Origin of the sequence: Streptomyces enissocaesilis, from assembly GCF_039533765.1 — a bacterium.
GTDB classification, from domain to species: Bacteria; Actinomycetota; Actinomycetes; order Streptomycetales; family Streptomycetaceae; genus Streptomyces; species Streptomyces enissocaesilis.
Map to the genome: position 1 here is coordinate 1 of NZ_BAAAUD010000041.1, position 15,540 is coordinate 15,540.

The window sequence follows — 15,540 nt, forward strand, 5'->3', positions numbered from 1 at the left end:
ACAGCCCGCCGCCCCGGCCCCGGCCCCGGCCGAGGCCGCTCCGGCCGCGGCCCCCGCCGCCCAGCCCGCCTCCGCCCCCGCACCGGCCGCCGCACAGCAGGCCGGCGCGAAGGCGAAGACCGAGCCCAAGGCCGAGCCCAAGGCGGAAGCCGCCAAGGAGGTCCCCGAGGGCCCCGAGTACGTGACGCTGCGCGGCCCGTCCGCGGCCGTCGCCAAGAACATGAACGCCTCGCTGGAACTGCCCACGGCCACGTCCGTGCGCGCCGTCCCGGTGAAGCTGCTGTTCGACAACCGCATCGTCATCAACAACCACCTCAAGCGCGCCCGGGGCGGGAAGGTCTCCTTCACGCACCTGATCGGGTTCGCGATGGTGCAGGCCCTCAAGGCCATGCCGTCGATGAACTACTCCTTCGCGGAGAAGGACGGCAAGCCGACCCTGGTCAAGCCCCCGCACGTCAACCTGGGCCTGGCCATCGACCTGGTCAAGCCCAACGGCGACCGCCAGCTCGTCGTTGCGGCCATCAAGAAGGCCGAGACGCTCAACTTCTTCGAGTTCTGGCAGGCGTACGAGGACATCGTCCGCCGCGCCCGCGCGAACAAGCTGACGATGGACGACTTCACCGGCGTCACCGCGTCGCTGACGAACCCCGGCGGCATCGGCACCGTCCACTCGGTGCCCCGCCTGATGCCCGGACAGGGCCTCATCATGGGTGTCGGTGCGATGGACTACCCGGCCGAGTTCCAGGGCACCTCCCAGGACACCCTGAACAAGCTGGGCATCTCCAAGGTCATGACCCTGACCTCGACGTACGACCACCGGGTCATCCAGGGCGCCGCCTCCGGCGAGTTCCTGCGCGTCCTCGCCAACCTGCTCCTCGGCGAGGAGGGCTTCTACGACGACATCTTCGAGGCCCTGCGGATCCCGTACGAGCCGGTCCGCTGGCTCAAGGACATCGACGTCTCGCACGACGACGACGTCACCAAGGCCGCCCGCGTCTTCGAGCTGATCCACTCCTACCGGGTCCGCGGCCACGTCATGGCCGACACCGACCCGCTGGAGTACAAGCAGCGCAAGCACCCCGACCTGGACATCAACGAGCACGGCCTCACGCTCTGGGACCTGGAGCGCGAGTTCGCCGTCGGCGGTTTCGCCGGCAAGTCGATGATGAAGCTGCGCGACATCCTCGGTGTGCTGCGCGACAGTTACGTCCGCACCGTCGGCGTCGAGTTCATGCACATCCAGGACCCGAAGCAGCGCAAGTGGATCCAGGACCGCGTGGAGCGCCCGCACGCCAAGCCGGAGCGCGAGGAGCAGCTGCGCATCCTGCGCCGCCTGAACGCCGCCGAGGCGTTCGAGACCTTCCTCCAGACGAAGTACGTCGGCCAGAAGCGCTTCTCCCTGGAGGGCGGCGAGTCCGTCATCCCGCTGCTCGACGCGGTCATCGACTCCGCCGCCGAGTCGCGCCTGGACGAAGTCGTCATCGGCATGGCCCACCGCGGCCGCCTGAACGTCCTGGCGAACATCGTCGGCAAGTCGTACGCGCAGATCTTCCGGGAGTTCGAGGGCAACCTCGACCCGAAGTCGATGCACGGCTCCGGCGACGTCAAGTACCACCTGGGCGCCGAGGGCACCTTCACCGGCCTGGACGGCGAGCAGATCAAGGTCTCGCTGGTCGCCAACCCCTCGCACCTGGAGGCGGTCGACCCGGTCCTGGAGGGTGTCGCCCGCGCCAAGCAGGACGTCATCAACAAGGGCGGCACGGACTTCACGGTCCTGCCCGTCGCCCTGCACGGCGACGCGGCCTTCGCCGGCCAGGGCGTCGTCGCGGAGACCCTCAACATGTCGCAGCTGCGGGGCTACCGCACCGGCGGCACGGTCCACATCGTCATCAACAACCAGGTCGGCTTCACCGCCGCCCCGGAGTCCTCGCGCTCCTCGATGTACGCGACCGACGTGGCCCGCATGATCGAGGCGCCGATCTTCCACGTGAACGGCGACGACCCGGAGGCCGTGGTCCGCGTCGCGCGCCTGGCCTTCGAGTTCCGCCAGACGTTCAACAAGGACGTCGTGATCGACCTCATCTGCTACCGCCGCCGCGGTCACAACGAGGGCGACAACCCGCAGTTCACCAACCCGCAGATGGTGACGCTGATCGACAAGAAGCGCTCGGTGCGCAAGCTCTACACCGAGTCGCTCATCGGTCGCGGCGACATCACGCTGGAAGAGGCGGAGCAGGCGCTCCAGGACTTCCAGGGCCAGCTGGAGAAGGTCTTCGCGGAGGTCCGCGAGGCCACCTCGAACCCGGCTCCGGCCCACGCCCCGGAGGTCCAGGCCGAGTTCCCGGTGGCCGTCGCCACGGCGGTCTCCCAGGAGGTCGTCAAGCGGATCGCCGAGTCCCAGGTCAACATCCCCGACCGGATCACCGTCCACCCCCGCCTGATGCCGCAGATGCAGCGCCGCGCGGCCTCGGTGGAGGACGGCACGATCGACTGGGGCATGGGCGAGACCCTCGCCATCGGCTCGCTGCTGATGGAGGGCGTCCCGGTCCGGCTGTCCGGCCAGGACACCCGCCGCGGTACGTTCGGCCAGCGCCACGCGGTGCTGGTCGACCAGAACACCGGCGAGGACCACACCCCGCTCCAGTACCTCTCCGAGGACCAGGCCCGCTACAACGTCTACGACTCGCTGCTCTCCGAGTACGCGTGCATGGGCTTCGAGTACGGCTACTCGCTCGCCCGGCCCGAGTCGCTGGTCATGTGGGAGGCCCAGTTCGGTGACTTCGTCAACGGCGCGCAGACCGTCGTCGACGAGTTCATCTCCTCGGCCGAGCAGAAGTGGGGCCAGACGTCCGGCGTCACGCTCCTGCTTCCGCACGGTTACGAGGGCCAGGGCCCGGACCACTCGTCCGCCCGTCCCGAGCGCTTCCTCCAGATGTGCGCGCAGGACAACATGACGGTCGCCATGCCGACCCTGCCGTCGAACTACTTCCACCTGCTGCGCTGGCAGGTCCACAACCCGCACCACAAGCCGCTCATCGTCTTCACCCCGAAGTCGATGCTGCGTCTGAAGGCGGCGGCGTCGAAGGCGGAGGAGTTCACCACCGGCGGCTTCCGCCCGGTGATCGGCGACACCGCCATGGACCCGGCGGCCGTCCGCAAGGTCGTCTTCTGCGCCGGCAAGGTCTACTACGACCTGGAGGCCGAGCGCCAGAAGCGCGGCACCACGGACACGGCGATCATCCGCCTGGAGCGCCTCTACCCGCTGCCGGGCAAGGAGCTCCAGCAGGAGATCGCCAAGTACCCGAACGCCGAGAAGTACCTGTGGGCGCAGGAGGAGCCGGCGAACCAGGGCGCGTGGCCGTTCATCGCGCTCAACCTGATCGACCACCTCGACCTGGCGGTCGGCGCCGACGTCCCGCACGGCGAGCGGCTGCGGCGCATCTCGCGCCCGCACGGCTCGTCCCCGGCGGTCGGCTCGGCCAAGCGCCACCAGGCCGAGCAGCAGCAGCTGCTCAACGAGGTCTTCGAGGCCTGAGCACCGCCCGTCCGATCACCGCCCGTACAGCCCGAGGGGCCCGGCACCGCAGCGCTGCGGTGCCGGGCCCCTCGGCGTACGGCGCGCGGGAACGGCTCGGGGCGGCTCAGCCGAGGTGGGCATCGAAGTCCCAGCAGGGACGGTTGTGTTGGCGCGCGGAGAGGGGGGCGGGTGCTGCGCGCCGAGCGTGCGCGTGAGGGTGAGCGGCGCGTCCGCCTCGACCGTGCCGGCCTCCTCGTACTCGCGCGGGGCCCGGCGGCCGGCGCGGTCCGGCGGGACAGGGTGGGCGGGTGTCCGTCCCCGAGGATCTGGCGGGACCTGCGCCGGGTGTCCCGGCTCAGCTCCGCGGCGTCCGCGACGCGGCCGTTGAAGTGGCGGCCGCCCGAGGCGTTGAGGGCGCAGCCCAGTACCCACGGGTGGTCGCCCACGCGATGGGGGGTGGAGGGTGATCACCGCAGGGTACGGGCGCGAGGTCTCGGGGATCAGTGCCTATCCTGGCCTGGAACGACCGCTGTCCACCCCTGTCCACCCCACGGAGCAACACCTTGTACTTCACCGACCGAGGCATCGAGGAACTGGAGAAGCGGCGCGGCGAGGAGGAAGTCACCTTCGAGTGGCTCGCTGAGCAGCTGCGTACGTTCGTCGACCTCAATCCGGACTTCGAGGTCCCCGTCGAGCGCCTGGCGACCTGGCTGGCCCGCCTGGACGACGAGGACGACGAGGACGAGTAGTACCTCGCCTCACCGGTGGCGGGCGCGCATCCGGACGGCGCACATCCGGTCGTACGCGAGACCCAGCGCGCCCTGCGCCACCAGCACCGCCCCCGCGAACGCCCAGCCGCCGCTGCGCCGCCGCAGACCCCACAGGGCGAGCGGGACACCGGCCGCCAGCTGGGCCGCGACCAGTACGCGGGCCCCGGGGCCGCGCGTCCAAGGGCCGGCGGGGCCCATGGAACCGCTGGGGCCGGCGGGGCGCCCCTCGGCCGTGCCCTGTTCCGTACGGACCGCGTCGCACCGCCCCTGCCACTCGACCGGTTCCGTGTCCGGCCGCGCCAGTGCCGCCTCCCGCAGCCGGGCGGCCGGTTCGCCGGGGGTCAGGCCCGCGGGGAGGGTGAGGCCCGAGCGGGACAGCACGGCGATCACACCGAGCAGGCGGGTCCTGGCCTCCGCCTCGGGGTCGGGCCGGGTGAGCGCCTCCAGGGCCTCCATGTCGAGCACCGGGTCGAGCCCGAGCCGCGCCGCGAACGTGCGCATCGCCTCGTCCTCGCCCGCCGGTGTGCCGTCCGCCAGCCATACGTAGCCGACCTGGCGCCGGAAACCCGAGGCGAGCGTGAAGCCGGCCCAGTCCGCGTCCCACCACAGGGCGAGAACCGGCCAGCTGACGCCGACGGCGAGCGCCGTGGCCCAGCCCGCCAGTACCCGGTCGACCGGCTCGCCGGCCTCCAGCCACGGCCTGCCCTCGGGTACGAGCACGCTCCACCGCTCCGTCGAGCCGCTCTTGCCACTCCTGCCGCTCCGGACACCGGCCGGGGCCAGCAGCAGCCGCTCGCGCAGCAGGGGGGCTGCGGGCCGTACCGCATCGGGCTCGGCCCCGCACAGCAGCAAGGCCCCTGCGGGCCCGGATCCGGATGTCGCGTCCATGCCCTCACGCTAGGGCACTTTGCCCGCATTCGGCGCATATGAGTGGGCTGCTCGCGTCCCTGCGCCTCTTGACTTCACAAGTCCGCGATATATCGTGTTTAACCGTAGACGCGATATGTTGCGTCTGCCCGGTCCGATGGGGAGAGCAGCATGACAGAGCCGACATGGACGGTCGCCGAGCCGCGGAAACTCGTCTTCGAGGACCCGGTGACGGCGCTCAGCGTGCGCATCGTCAACGGGGCGGTGAACGTCGTCGGCGTGGAGGAGGGCCCCGCCCGCCTGGAAGTCTCCGGGATCGAGGGCCCGCCGCTGACCGTGACCCACCGGGACGGCACCCTCACCGTCGCGTACGAGGACCTGCCCTGGCACGGCTTCCTCGAGTGGCTCGACCCCAAGAACCGGCAGCGCAGCGTGGTCGTCTCGCTCGCCGTCCCCGCCGGAGCCTCCGTCGAGGTCGGCGTGATCGGCGCCGGCGCCGTCGTCTCCGGGATCGGCGGACGTACGGCCGTGCGCGGCATCAGTGGCGACATCACCCTCGTCGGCCTCTCCGGCACCGTCCGCGCCGACACGGTCTCGGGCAGCCTGGAGGCCCAGGGCGTCACCGGCAGCCTCGGTTTCCACTCCGTCTCCGGGAACCTGACCGTCGTCGACGGCTCCGGTTCCTCCGTACGGGCCGACTCCGTCAAGGGCGACATGGTCGTCGACGTGGACCCCGCCGGAAAGCCCACCGACATCGCCCTGACGACGGTCTCGGGCGAGGTCGCCGTCCGCCTGCCGCACCCGGCCGACGCGACGGTCGAGGCGAACACGGTGAGCGGCTCCCTCTCCAGCGCCTTCGAGGACCTGCGGGTCAGCGGGACGGGTGCCTCCCCCGCTCCAGACGGTTCGAGGGCTTGGGGATGGGGCGCGAAGAGGATCACGGGGAGGCTGGGCGCGGGCAACGGCCGGCTGCGCGCGACGACCGTCTCCGGCGCCATCGCCCTGCTGCGCCGCCCGCCGGCCGGCCCGGACCCGTACGGCGCGGAGGCTGGCGGCGCCCCGCCCGCCGACGCCCCGCCCACGGACGGCTCCCCCACGGACGCCCCGCCCACCGACGACACCCCGCTCACCCACACCCCGGCCGACAAGAAGGTGCTCTGACATGCCTCCCGTCTTCGCCCACGGCCGTCTGCGCCTGTACCTCCTCAAGCTGCTCGACGAGGCGCCGCGCCACGGTTACGAAGTGATCCGCCTCCTGGAGGAGCGCTTCCAGGGCCTGTACGCCCCGTCCGCCGGCACCGTCTACCCGCGCCTCGCCAAGCTGGAGGCCGAGGGCCTGGTCACGCACGCCACCGAGGGCGGCCGCAAGGTCTACTCGATCACCGACGCCGGCCGCGCCGAACTGGCGGGCCGCGGCGGCGAACTGGCCGATCTGGAGCTGGAGATCCGCGAGTCGGTCTCCGAACTGGCCGCCGAGATCCGCGACGACGTACGCGGCGCGGCGGGCGACCTGCGCCGCGAGATGCGGGCCGCCGCGAGCGAGACCCTGCGCAACGCCGCGTCGCGGCCCGGGGGGAGCGGCCGCGAGGGTGCGTTCGGCGACGGGTTCGGCGACAGCGAGGCGTGGCGCGCGGCGAAGGAGGAACTGCGCAGGGCGAAGCAGGAGTGGAAGGAGCAGGCGCGCCGCGCGAAGGACGAGAGCCGCCGCGCCCGCGAGGACGCGCAGCAGGCGCGCCACCAGGCCCAGAAGGCCCAGGAGAAGGCGCAGGAGCAGATGCAGCGGATCGCGCAGCGGGTGCAGGAGCAGGTGCAGGACCACTTCGCGCGGGGCGACTGGCCGAAGGGGGTACGGGAGGGTCTCGCCGAGATCACCAAGGAGTTCGGGTTCTTCGGCGGCCGGCCGCAGCCCGGCACCGGGCGGGACGCGGCGCCGGACACCGGACCGGTCACGGAGCCCGCCGGGGCCGAGGGCGAGCGTACGGACGCGCCCGCGGAGCCCGAGTGGGCCCAGGAGCCCCCGTCCGGCGACCCGGCCCGCGACCTGGAGCGGCTCCTGGACCGCTTCCGCGACGACATCCGCGACGCGGCCCGCGACCGGGGCGTGACGGAGGACCAGCTCCGCGAGGCACGCCGCCACCTGTCCACGGCGGCGGCCCACATCGGCGCCGTCCTGCGGAACCCGGTGGTCTAGGGCGTTTCCTCCGGGCCGCGCGACGGCCCGGAGGAAGGGCCCCGGGCGGCCGGCACGGCTGAAGCGGCTCGATGGCGCCGACCAGCGGGACGGGCGCGGCGGCCGGGGTGAGGGCCGCCGTCGCGAGTCCCGGGCGGATGTCGCGCTCGGCGCGGAAGCCGGGGAACGCCGTGAGCGGCGGCAGGCCGGCCCGGACGCCTTCCCGGTGCGCCCTCCGGACGCGCCCCCGGCCGCCGGGCGGGCTCAGGGCGCTTCCGGGGCCGCCCCCGACGGCAGCGCACGCTCCACCGCGCCGTACGTCGCGCCGTACTCCGTCAGCACGTCGGCCACCGGGCCCGGCTGCGTGGTCAGTGCCAGCAGCAGGTGCTCGTCGCCGATGTACCGGTCGCCGCGGCCCAGCGCGACGCGCAGGGACTTCTCCAGTACGTCCTTCGCCCGCCGTGTGAAGGGACGGCGTCCCGTCAGCAGACCCCGCCGCGGACCGCTTCCGGACCGCATCGCGCCCTCGCCGTGCGTCGCCTCCACCTTCGAGACGATCTCCGTGACGTCGATGCCGATCCCGGCGAGCGCCTCCTGGTCGGCCTTCGAGAGGCCGCCCCGGCGCCGCGCCTCGGCCAGCGCCCGTGCCACCGCTTCCCGGCGCCCGGCGATCCCCAGCGAGGCGAGAGCGGAGGACGAGCGCGTGCCCTCCTGAGCCAGCAGGGCCAGCAGCAGGTGCTCCTCGGTGACCGAGTCGGCGCCCGTCCGTTCCGCCTCGGTCACCGCGCCCTTCACCACGTCCCGGGCACTCTTCGTGAACCGCTCGAACATCAACGCCTCCCGTGCTTCTTGTGGACGGCCTGCCGGCTGACGCCCAGCTCGGACGCGATCTCCTGCCACGACCAGCCCTGGGCGCGGGCGCTTCTCACCTGCACGGCTTCGAGCTGCTCCAGCAGCCGCCGCAGTGCGGCGACGGCGCGCAACCCGACCCGGGGGTCGTGGTCGCCCGCGCGCCCGGCGAGATCCGTTGCGTCGGTCATGCCTGTCAACTTACGTTGACACCATCCGAGTGTCAACCATGGTTGACACGGAGGGGCGGGCGGGGATCTGCCGGAGCGACCGTCACGGAGATCCCCGCGCCCGGCCGGGCGTGGACCCGCCCACCCCGCACCCACGCCGCCCCGGTCGCCTCCACCCGCCAGTCACGGGGGCGCGACGGCAGCGACAGCTCGGTGACGCCGCGCCCGGAGGCGACGTACGACAGGCGGTAGGTGCGGGTCGCGGGGTCGTACGACTCCCCGCGCACCCGGCCGGCGACGGCGGGCGCGTACGGCGCCGCCGTCTGTTCCTTGTGCGTACGGAACTTCCCCGCCTCGTCCACCGCGCAGTAGCCGCCGCCGTAACACCACACGTAACCCGCCCAGCCGGAGCCGTAGCGGTTCATGGACGCCAGCGCCTCACGGTAGAAGCGCCCCATGTTCGGGAGGGAGGTGTTGAGCGGGCCCCACTCCCCCACGATCACCGGGACGCGGTGCTCCTTCGGATACGCCGTCACCGCGGCCTCGTACGACTCGATCCAGCCGGCCGCCGGGTCGTAGTCGGCGCCCGCCTCCATCGCGGTGTTGTAGAAGTGCGGGGCGTACACGACCTTGGGGTCCTCGATCTTCCCGAGGCCGGTCTCCACCCCCTCGCCCACGATCGGCGTCGGCTCGACGAACACCCAGGTGTCACGGTCGACCGAACGCACCGCGTCCGCCAGCCGGTTGTGCATCGGGGTGATCTGGTCGCGCTCGATGCGGCGGGCTGCGGCGGGCAGGTCCTCGCCCTCCCGCAGCTCCCCCATCGGCTCGTTGATCAGGTCGTACCCGAGCACGGCCGGATGGTCCTCGAACCGGTCGGCGAGGACCCGCCACATGGCGGCCTGCGCGCGCTGGAGGTCCGGGTCCTCGTAGAGGTGGGTGAAGGCGCGCTGCACGGCCGGCTCGAAGTACTCGGAGAACCAGTCGCCGGGGCGCGGCGTGAACGGCAGCCCGTCGGTGCGCGTCGCCCACTCCGGGATGCCGCGATGGCCGAAGGCCGGTCCGAAGACGTCCTGGTGGGCGTCGATCAGCACCTGGACGCCGTACTTCCCGGCCCAGTCCAGGATCCGCTCGATCCTGCGGAGGTACGCCGCGCTGTACTGCCCGCGCCGGGGCTCCAGGTCGTCCCAGAAGACGAGGAGGCGGGCGAAGTTGAAGCCGCGGGCGTCCAGGTCGCGGAAGTGCTGCTCGGTGATGGCGGAGAGCGCCTTGTCGCCGCGGTTCGCCTTGTCCTCGACGTTCCAGCCGCGCAGGGTGAGGACGCGCCCGCGGTCGTCGGTGAGCCGTGGGATTCCGCCGCCGGGGTGACGTTCTCGCGCGCCGGCGGCCGGGGCGAGGACCCCGGCCGCCAGCGCGGCCGTACAGACAACTGCGGCTGTTTTCCGGCCGGTTCGCACAGACACCCCTCCAGCACACGTCGTCGTCGCGTGCCGCAGAGCACATCAGCAGAACCGGTGCCCCATCAAGGGGCCGTCAGCACGATCTTCCCGAAGAGGTCGCCGCCCGCCATCCGCTCGAAGCCCTCGCGGGCGCGGTCCAGGGGCAGCACCTCGTCGATGACCGGGCGTACGCCCGTCACCGCGCAGAAGGAGAGCAGGGCCTCCAGCTCGTCCTTGGAGCCCATCGTCGAACCGACGACCCTCAGCTCCAGGAAGAAGATCCGGTTGAGCTCGGCGGAGGGCGGGTTCGGGCCGCTCGTCGCGCCCGAGATGACCAGCGTGCCGCCGGGGCGCAGGGACTTCACCGAGTGCGACCAGGTGGCGGCGCCGACGGTCTCGATCACCGCGTCCACCCGCTGCGGCAGCCGCGCGCCCGGCTCGAACGCCTCCACCGCGCCCAGCTCGACGGCCCGCTTGCGCTTGGCCTCGTCGCGGCTGGTGGCGTACACCCGCAGCCCGGCCGCCTTGCCGAGCACGATCGCGGCGGTCGCGACACCGCCGCCGGCGCCCTGGACGAGGACGCTGTCGCCGGGGCGCACGCCGGCGTTGGTGAAGAGCATCCGGTACGCTGTGAGCCAGGCGGTCGGCAGGCAGGCGGCCTGTGCGAACGACAGCTCCCTGGGCTTGGGGAGCACGTTCCACGCCGGGACGGTGACCTGTTCGGCGAAGGTGCCCTGGTACTTCTCGGTCAGGATCGACCGCCTCTCGCGCGGGCCGACGCCGTGGCCGGTCTCGCCGATGACGGAGTGGACGACGACCTCGTTGCCGTCGGCGTCGATTCCGGCGGCGTCGCAGCCGAGGATCATCGGCAGCGCCTCCTCACCGAGGCCGACGCCGCGCAGGGACCAGAGGTCGTGGTGGTTGAGGGAGGCGGCCTTGACGGTGACGGTGGTCCAGCCGGGCTTCACCTCGGGCGCCGGGCGTTCGCCCAGTTCGAGGCCGTTCAGCGGCTGGTCGCGGTCGATGCGGGCGGCGTAGGCGGCGAACATGACCATGACGATAGGGCGGCGGGGTGCGTGGCGGAACCATGCTCCGGTGTGACGCGCGTCCCTCCCCGGCCCGCGCCACCCCACCGCGCCGGAAAGCGCGCGGGCCGTGCCGCCCACCCTCACCGGGGGAGCCGCACGGCCCGTGCAGGCGGAACCCGCGCCTACCGGCGCGCCACACCCTCCGCGCGCGCCGCCGCGGCCACGGCCGCCGTGACGGCCGGGGCGACCCGCTCGTCGAACGGGGACGGGATCACGTAGTCCGCCGCCAGCGCGTCGCCCACCACGTCCGCCAGCGCGTTCGCCGCCGCGATCTTCATGCCCTCGGTGATGCGGGAGGCCCGCACCTGGAGCGCGCCCGCGAAGATCCCCGGGAAGGCCAGGACGTTGTTGATCTGGTTCGGGTAGTCGCTGCGCCCGGTGGCGACGACCGCCGCGTACTTGTGCGCGACGTCCGGGTGGACCTCGGGGTTCGGGTTGGCCATGGCGAACACGAACGACCGCGGCGCCATCGACGCGACCGCGGGCTCCGGCACCGTACCGCCGGAGACGCCGATGAAGACGTCGGCGCCGGCCAGCGCGGACTCCAGCGAGCCGGTCAGCCCGGCCCGGTTCGTGATCTCGGCCAGCTCGCGCTTGACGTCCGTCAGGTCCTCGCGGTCCCGGCTGACGATGCCCTTGCGGTCCGCGACCGCCACGTCACCGAGCCCCGCCGCCAGCAGGAACTTCGCGATGGCGACCCCGGCCGCACCCGCGCCCGAGATCACGGCGCGCAGGTCGCCGAGCGTCCGGCCGGTGAGCCGGGCGGCATTGCGCAGCGCGGCCAGGGTGACCACGGCCGTACCGTGCTGGTCGTCGTGGAAGACCGGAATGTCCAGCTCCTCCTGGAGCCGGCGCTCGATCTCGAAGCAGCGCGGCGCCGAGATGTCCTCCAGGTTCACACCGCCGAAGGACGGGGCGAGCCGCACGACGGTCTCGATGATCTCGTCCGTGTCGGTCGTCGCGAGCGCGATCGGAACCGCGTCGACGCCGCCGAACTGCTTGAAGAGAATCGCCTTGCCCTCCATGACGGGGAGCGAGGCCTCGGGCCCGATGTCGCCGAGTCCGAGCACCGCCGTGCCGTCCGTCACGACGGCCACGACGTTCGACTTCCAGGTGTAGTCGTTCACGAGCTCGGGCTGCTCGGCGATCGCACTGCACACCTTGGCGACGCCCGGCGTGTACGCGAGGGACAGGTCGTCCCTGTCGCGCACCGGAACGGTCGCCTGAATGGCCATCTTGCCGCCCCGGTGCAGGGCGAAGGCCGGATCGAAGGGCTCCTCCGGAGCACCTTCCGCACTGTTGTCCGTGCTGCTGTCGCTGCGAGGATTGACGATCTCCGCTGCCATGTGTATGACCCCTTAAGTCTTCATCAATTGAGGGTGGCCGCTCCTGGTTGAGGAGGGGTGGGCGGGCACCGCGTCCGTTCCCTGCGCCGGCGGTTGGCCCGCCCTGACAGAGAGGAGGTACGTACGCGCGGGCGCGCCGCACACGCGCCCTGAGCCCCGGATGAGGGGTGTAAACGTCTTTTCTACCTGACCGACGGCACCGCCGACGAGCCCGTATCGCTCAAGTGTGACGACTCATACACGCATGTGCGGACAAGTCCGTTTGGCGGCATGATTGACATCCACATGGCGAGACGGACCGAAGATTCTCCGGCCGTAAGGGCAGTACCCAACAGATGATCCGGCCCTGATGTACCGGCCTGTTGGGATTCGGGGGTCACCCGTTACCCGATTTTGACATGACTCGGCACCTGAATGGGCTAGTCCGAATGGCAAGATGCCGGTAATCACACAAGGTCGAGACGCCCGAAGGTGCGTGCCCGACCGTTCGGCCACTCCCTTTTCCTGCCGGAGGAACCAACCATGACCGCAAGCTCCACCCGTCGCCCGACCGCCAGGAAGTCCCGGATTGTCGCGGTCGGCGCGATCGCGGTCGCCGGCACGATGCTGCTGACCGCCTGCGGTGATCAGACCGGCGGCACCAAGGAGGACGGGCCGACGAAGGCGAAGACGTCGTCCGCCCCCCTCGCCGGCAAACTGCCGAAGGCCATCCAGGACAAGGGTGTCATCAAGGTCGGATCGGACATCGCCTACCCGCCCGTCGAGTTCAAGGACAAGGGCAAGGTCGTCGGCATCGACCCCGACCTGGCCGCCGCGCTGGGCAAGCAGCTCGGAGTGGAGTTCGAGTTCGAGAACGGCACCTTCGACACCCTCCTCACCGGCCTGCGCTCGAAGCGCTACGACATCGCCATGTCGGCCATGACGGACTCGAAGGCCCGCCAGGAGGGCAAGGACCCCGACACCGGCAAGAAGGTGGGCGAGGGCGTCGACTTCGTCGACTACTTCATCGCCGGCGTCTCGATCTACACCCCGAAGGGCAAGACCCAGGGCATCGAGACCTGGTCCGACCTGTGCGGCAAGAAGCTGGTCGTCCAGCGCGGCACCGTCTCGCACGACATGGCCAAGTCCGAGTCGAAGAAGTGCGAGAAGGGCGGCAAGGGCAAGAAGGGCAAGAAGATCTCGGTCGAGGCGTTCGGCAACGACCTCGAGGCCCAGACCCGGCTGCGCAGCGGCGGCGCCGACGCCGGCTCCTCCGACTTCCCGGTCGCGGCGTACGCCGTGAAGACGTCGGGCGGCGGCAAGGACTTCGAGCTCGTCGGCGAGCAGGTGGAGGCCGCCCCGTACGGCATCGCGGTCGACAAGGACAACAAGGAGCTCACCGAGGCGCTGCGCCTGGCCCTCGACGCGATCATCAAGAACGGCGAGTACAAGAAGATCATCTCGAAGTGGGGCGTCGACGCCGGCGCGGTCACCGAGGCCAAGATCAACGGCGGATCCTGAGCCGGGCTCGGCACTGAAAGGCAACTCGCGTGACTGTTGACATCGAAAAGCCGGACTCCTCCGGCACGCCTCCACCGCCCGGAGGCCCGGAGGCCATCAAGGCCATCCCGGTCCGGCACTACGGACGGTACGCGTCCGGGGCCGTCGCCATCGCCCTGTTCGTGGCGGTCGTCTACGCCTTCTCGCAGGGCGACGTGAACTGGGACGCGGTCCCCGACTACTTCTTCGACGACCAGATCATGAAGGGCGTCGGGAACACCCTGCTCCTGACCATCACCTCGATGGTGATGGGCATCGTGCTCGGCATCGTCCTGGCGGTGATGCGCCAGTCGAAGAACCCCGTGACCTCGGCGGTCGCCTGGTTCTACATCTGGTTCTTCCGCGGCACGCCGGTCTACGTGCAGCTGCTGGTCTGGTTCAACCTGGGCCTGGTCTTCGAGTACATCAACCTCGGCCCGGTCTACCGGGACGAGTGGTCCGACTTCATGACGCCGTTCCTGACGGCGCTGCTGGGCCTCGGCCTCAACGAGGCCGCGTACATGGCGGAGATCTGCCGCGCCGGTCTGCTGGCCGTCGACGAGGGCCAGACCGAGGCGTCGCACGCGCTGGGCATGAGCCACGCCAAGACGCTGCGGCGGATCGTGATCCCGCAGGCGATGCGCGTGATCGTGCCGCCGACGGGCAACGAAGTCATCAACATGCTGAAGACGACTTCGCTGGTCTCGGCCGTGCAGTTCATGGAGCTGCTGCGGTCCACGTCCGACATCGCGCAGACCTCGGGCGCGACGGCCGAGATGCTGTTCCTCGCCGCCGCCTGGTACCTGGTCCTGACGACGGTCTTCAGCATCGGCCAGTACTACCTGGAGCGGTACTACGCACGGGGCTCCACCCGCACCCTGCCGCCCACTCCGCTCCAGCGCATCAGGACCAACCTGACGACGTTCCGCCGCAGCCCGTCGGGAGGCCAGGCATGACCGCGATGGTGAAGGCCGAGGGCGTACACAAGTCCTTCGGCGCCGCCCACATCCTCAAGGGCATCGACCTCGAAGTCGCGCCCCGCGAGGTGTTCTGCCTGATCGGCCCGTCCGGCTCCGGCAAGTCGACCTTCCTCCGGTGCATCAACCACTTGGAGCAGATCAACGCCGGCCGGCTCTACGTCGACGGCGAGCTGGTCGGCTACCGCCAGAAGGGCGACAAGCTGTACGAGCTCAAGGACAGCGAGGTCGCGCTGAAGCGCCGGGACATCGGCATGGTCTTCCAGCGCTTCAACCTCTTCCCGCACATGACGGCGCTCGAAAACGTCATGGAGGCCCCGATCCAGGTCAGGGGCGAGACGAAGGCCGTCGCCCGGGCCCGCGCCGAGCGCCTGCTCGACCGGGTCGGCCTGGGCGACAAGGCCGGGAACTACCCCTCGCAGCTCTCCGGCGGCCAGCAGCAGCGCGTGGCGATCGCCCGCGCGCTGGCGATGGAGCCGAAGCTGATGCTCTTCGACGAGCCGACCTCCGCGCTCGACCCCGAGCTGGTGGGCGACGTGCTCGACGTGATGCGCGGTCTCGCCGAGGACGGCATGACGATGATCGTCGTCACGCACGAGATGGGCTTCGCGCGTGAGGTCGGCGACGCGCTGGTCTTCATGGACGACGGTGTGGTGGTCGAGTCGGGCCACCCGCGCGACGTACTGACGAACCCGCAGCACGACCGGACGAAGTCGTTCCTGTCGAAGGTGCTGTAGCCGGACCCGGGAGGGCGGTACGGACCCTCGGTCCGTACCGCCCTCTTCCTTGCCCCGGCCGGTCGCGCGCTACTGCTCCGGCAGCGGCTCCG

Annotated in this window: 13 protein-coding genes; 7 read left to right on the forward strand and 6 right to left on the reverse strand. The window is 71.3% G+C overall.

The features are described from left to right. Both ABD374_RS20335 and ABD374_RS20340 read left to right on the forward strand, forming a co-directional pair. The coding region (locus ABD374_RS20335) for a multifunctional oxoglutarate decarboxylase/oxoglutarate dehydrogenase thiamine pyrophosphate-binding subunit/dihydrolipoyllysine-residue succinyltransferase subunit (RefSeq protein WP_344497006.1) at positions 1-3,535 on the forward strand (3,535 nt) is incomplete at its 5' end. Between the two features lie 545 nt (positions 3,536-4,080). Next, the gene (locus ABD374_RS20340; RefSeq protein ID WP_010061466.1) at positions 4,081-4,266 is read left to right on the forward strand and encodes a DUF6104 family protein; all 186 of its coding nucleotides are present in this window, start codon (positions 4,081-4,083) and stop codon (positions 4,264-4,266) included. 9 nt (positions 4,267-4,275) lie between these two features. Here ABD374_RS20340 and ABD374_RS20345 read toward each other — a convergent pair whose 3' ends face one another. Continuing rightward, a complete protein-coding gene (locus tag ABD374_RS20345) occupies positions 4,276-5,175 on the reverse strand; it encodes a hypothetical protein (protein ID WP_344497007.1) in 900 nt (299 codons plus the stop codon). A 150-nt stretch (positions 5,176-5,325) separates the two neighbouring features. Here ABD374_RS20345 and ABD374_RS20350 point away from each other — a divergent pair, with 150 nt between their 5' ends. Further along, positions 5,326-6,315, forward strand: a complete 990-nt coding sequence (locus ABD374_RS20350; protein ID WP_344497008.1) for a DUF4097 family beta strand repeat-containing protein — start codon at positions 5,326-5,328, stop codon at positions 6,313-6,315. 1 nt (position 6,316) lies between these two features. Then, the gene (locus ABD374_RS20355) at positions 6,317-7,345 is read left to right on the forward strand and encodes a PadR family transcriptional regulator (protein WP_344497009.1); all 1,029 of its coding nucleotides are present in this window, start codon (positions 6,317-6,319) and stop codon (positions 7,343-7,345) included. A 243-nt stretch (positions 7,346-7,588) separates the two neighbouring features. Here ABD374_RS20355 and ABD374_RS20360 read toward each other — a convergent pair whose 3' ends face one another. The 5 genes from ABD374_RS20360 to ABD374_RS20380 form a co-directional block, all read right to left on the reverse strand. Further along, the gene (locus tag ABD374_RS20360) at positions 7,589-8,155 is read right to left on the reverse strand and encodes a Clp protease N-terminal domain-containing protein (RefSeq protein WP_344497010.1); all 567 of its coding nucleotides are present in this window, start codon (positions 8,153-8,155) and stop codon (positions 7,589-7,591) included. Further along, positions 8,155-8,364, reverse strand: coding sequence for an RNA polymerase sigma factor sigma-70 region 4 domain-containing protein (locus tag ABD374_RS20365; RefSeq protein ID WP_344497011.1), 210 nt, complete (start codon positions 8,362-8,364; stop codon positions 8,155-8,157). Before ABD374_RS20365 ends, ABD374_RS20360 begins: the two co-directional genes overlap by 1 nt. 32 nt (positions 8,365-8,396) lie before the next feature. Further along, complete coding sequence (locus ABD374_RS20370; protein ID WP_344497214.1) at positions 8,397-9,800, reverse strand: cellulase family glycosylhydrolase; 1,404 nt, start codon at positions 9,798-9,800, stop codon at positions 8,397-8,399. A gap of 65 nt (positions 9,801-9,865) precedes the next feature. After that, positions 9,866-10,831 (reverse strand): zinc-binding dehydrogenase, encoded by a 966-nt coding sequence (locus ABD374_RS20375; protein ID WP_344497012.1) that lies wholly within the window; start codon positions 10,829-10,831, stop codon positions 9,866-9,868. Between the two features lie 161 nt (positions 10,832-10,992). Then, positions 10,993-12,216 carry an NAD(P)-dependent malic enzyme gene (locus ABD374_RS20380; protein ID WP_344497013.1) on the reverse strand — a complete coding sequence of 408 codons (1,224 nt, stop codon included), beginning with the start codon at positions 12,214-12,216 and terminating at the stop codon, positions 10,993-10,995. 522 nt (positions 12,217-12,738) lie between these two features. Between ABD374_RS20380 and ABD374_RS20385 the strand changes: the two genes are divergently transcribed. Genes ABD374_RS20385 through ABD374_RS20395 form a run of 3 tightly spaced genes read left to right on the forward strand, consistent with a single transcriptional unit; the run spans position 12,739 to position 15,448 of the window. Beyond that, positions 12,739-13,716 (forward strand): ABC transporter substrate-binding protein, encoded by a 978-nt coding sequence (locus ABD374_RS20385; protein WP_344497014.1) that lies wholly within the window; start codon positions 12,739-12,741, stop codon positions 13,714-13,716. A 29-nt stretch (positions 13,717-13,745) separates the two neighbouring features. Then, positions 13,746-14,690, forward strand: coding sequence for an amino acid ABC transporter permease (locus ABD374_RS20390; protein ID WP_344497015.1), 945 nt, complete (start codon positions 13,746-13,748; stop codon positions 14,688-14,690). Continuing rightward, a complete protein-coding gene (locus ABD374_RS20395; RefSeq protein WP_344497016.1) occupies positions 14,687-15,448 on the forward strand; it encodes an amino acid ABC transporter ATP-binding protein in 762 nt (253 codons plus the stop codon). Before ABD374_RS20390 ends, ABD374_RS20395 begins: the two co-directional genes overlap by 4 nt. Positions 15,449-15,540: the final 92 nt, after the last annotated feature.

Coding starts and splice junctions, on each gene's coding strand:
- ABD374_RS20360 (WP_344497010.1), bottom strand. CDS start 8,155: ATGTTCGAGCGGTTCACGAAGAGTGCCCGGGACGTGGTGAAGGGCGCG.
- ABD374_RS20350 (WP_344497008.1), top strand. CDS start 5,326: ATGACAGAGCCGACATGGACGGTCGCCGAGCCGCGGAAACTCGTCTTC.
- ABD374_RS20380 (WP_344497013.1), bottom strand. CDS start 12,216: ATGGCAGCGGAGATCGTCAATCCTCGCAGCGACAGCAGCACGGACAAC.
- ABD374_RS20375 (WP_344497012.1), bottom strand. CDS start 10,831: ATGTTCGCCGCCTACGCCGCCCGCATCGACCGCGACCAGCCGCTGAAC.
- ABD374_RS20345 (WP_344497007.1), bottom strand. CDS start 5,175: ATGGACGCGACATCCGGATCCGGGCCCGCAGGGGCCTTGCTGCTGTGC.
- ABD374_RS20365 (WP_344497011.1), bottom strand. CDS start 8,364: ATGACCGACGCAACGGATCTCGCCGGGCGCGCGGGCGACCACGACCCC.
- ABD374_RS20385 (WP_344497014.1), top strand. CDS start 12,739: ATGACCGCAAGCTCCACCCGTCGCCCGACCGCCAGGAAGTCCCGGATT.
- ABD374_RS20395 (WP_344497016.1), top strand. CDS start 14,687: ATGACCGCGATGGTGAAGGCCGAGGGCGTACACAAGTCCTTCGGCGCC.
- ABD374_RS20355 (WP_344497009.1), top strand. CDS start 6,317: ATGCCTCCCGTCTTCGCCCACGGCCGTCTGCGCCTGTACCTCCTCAAG.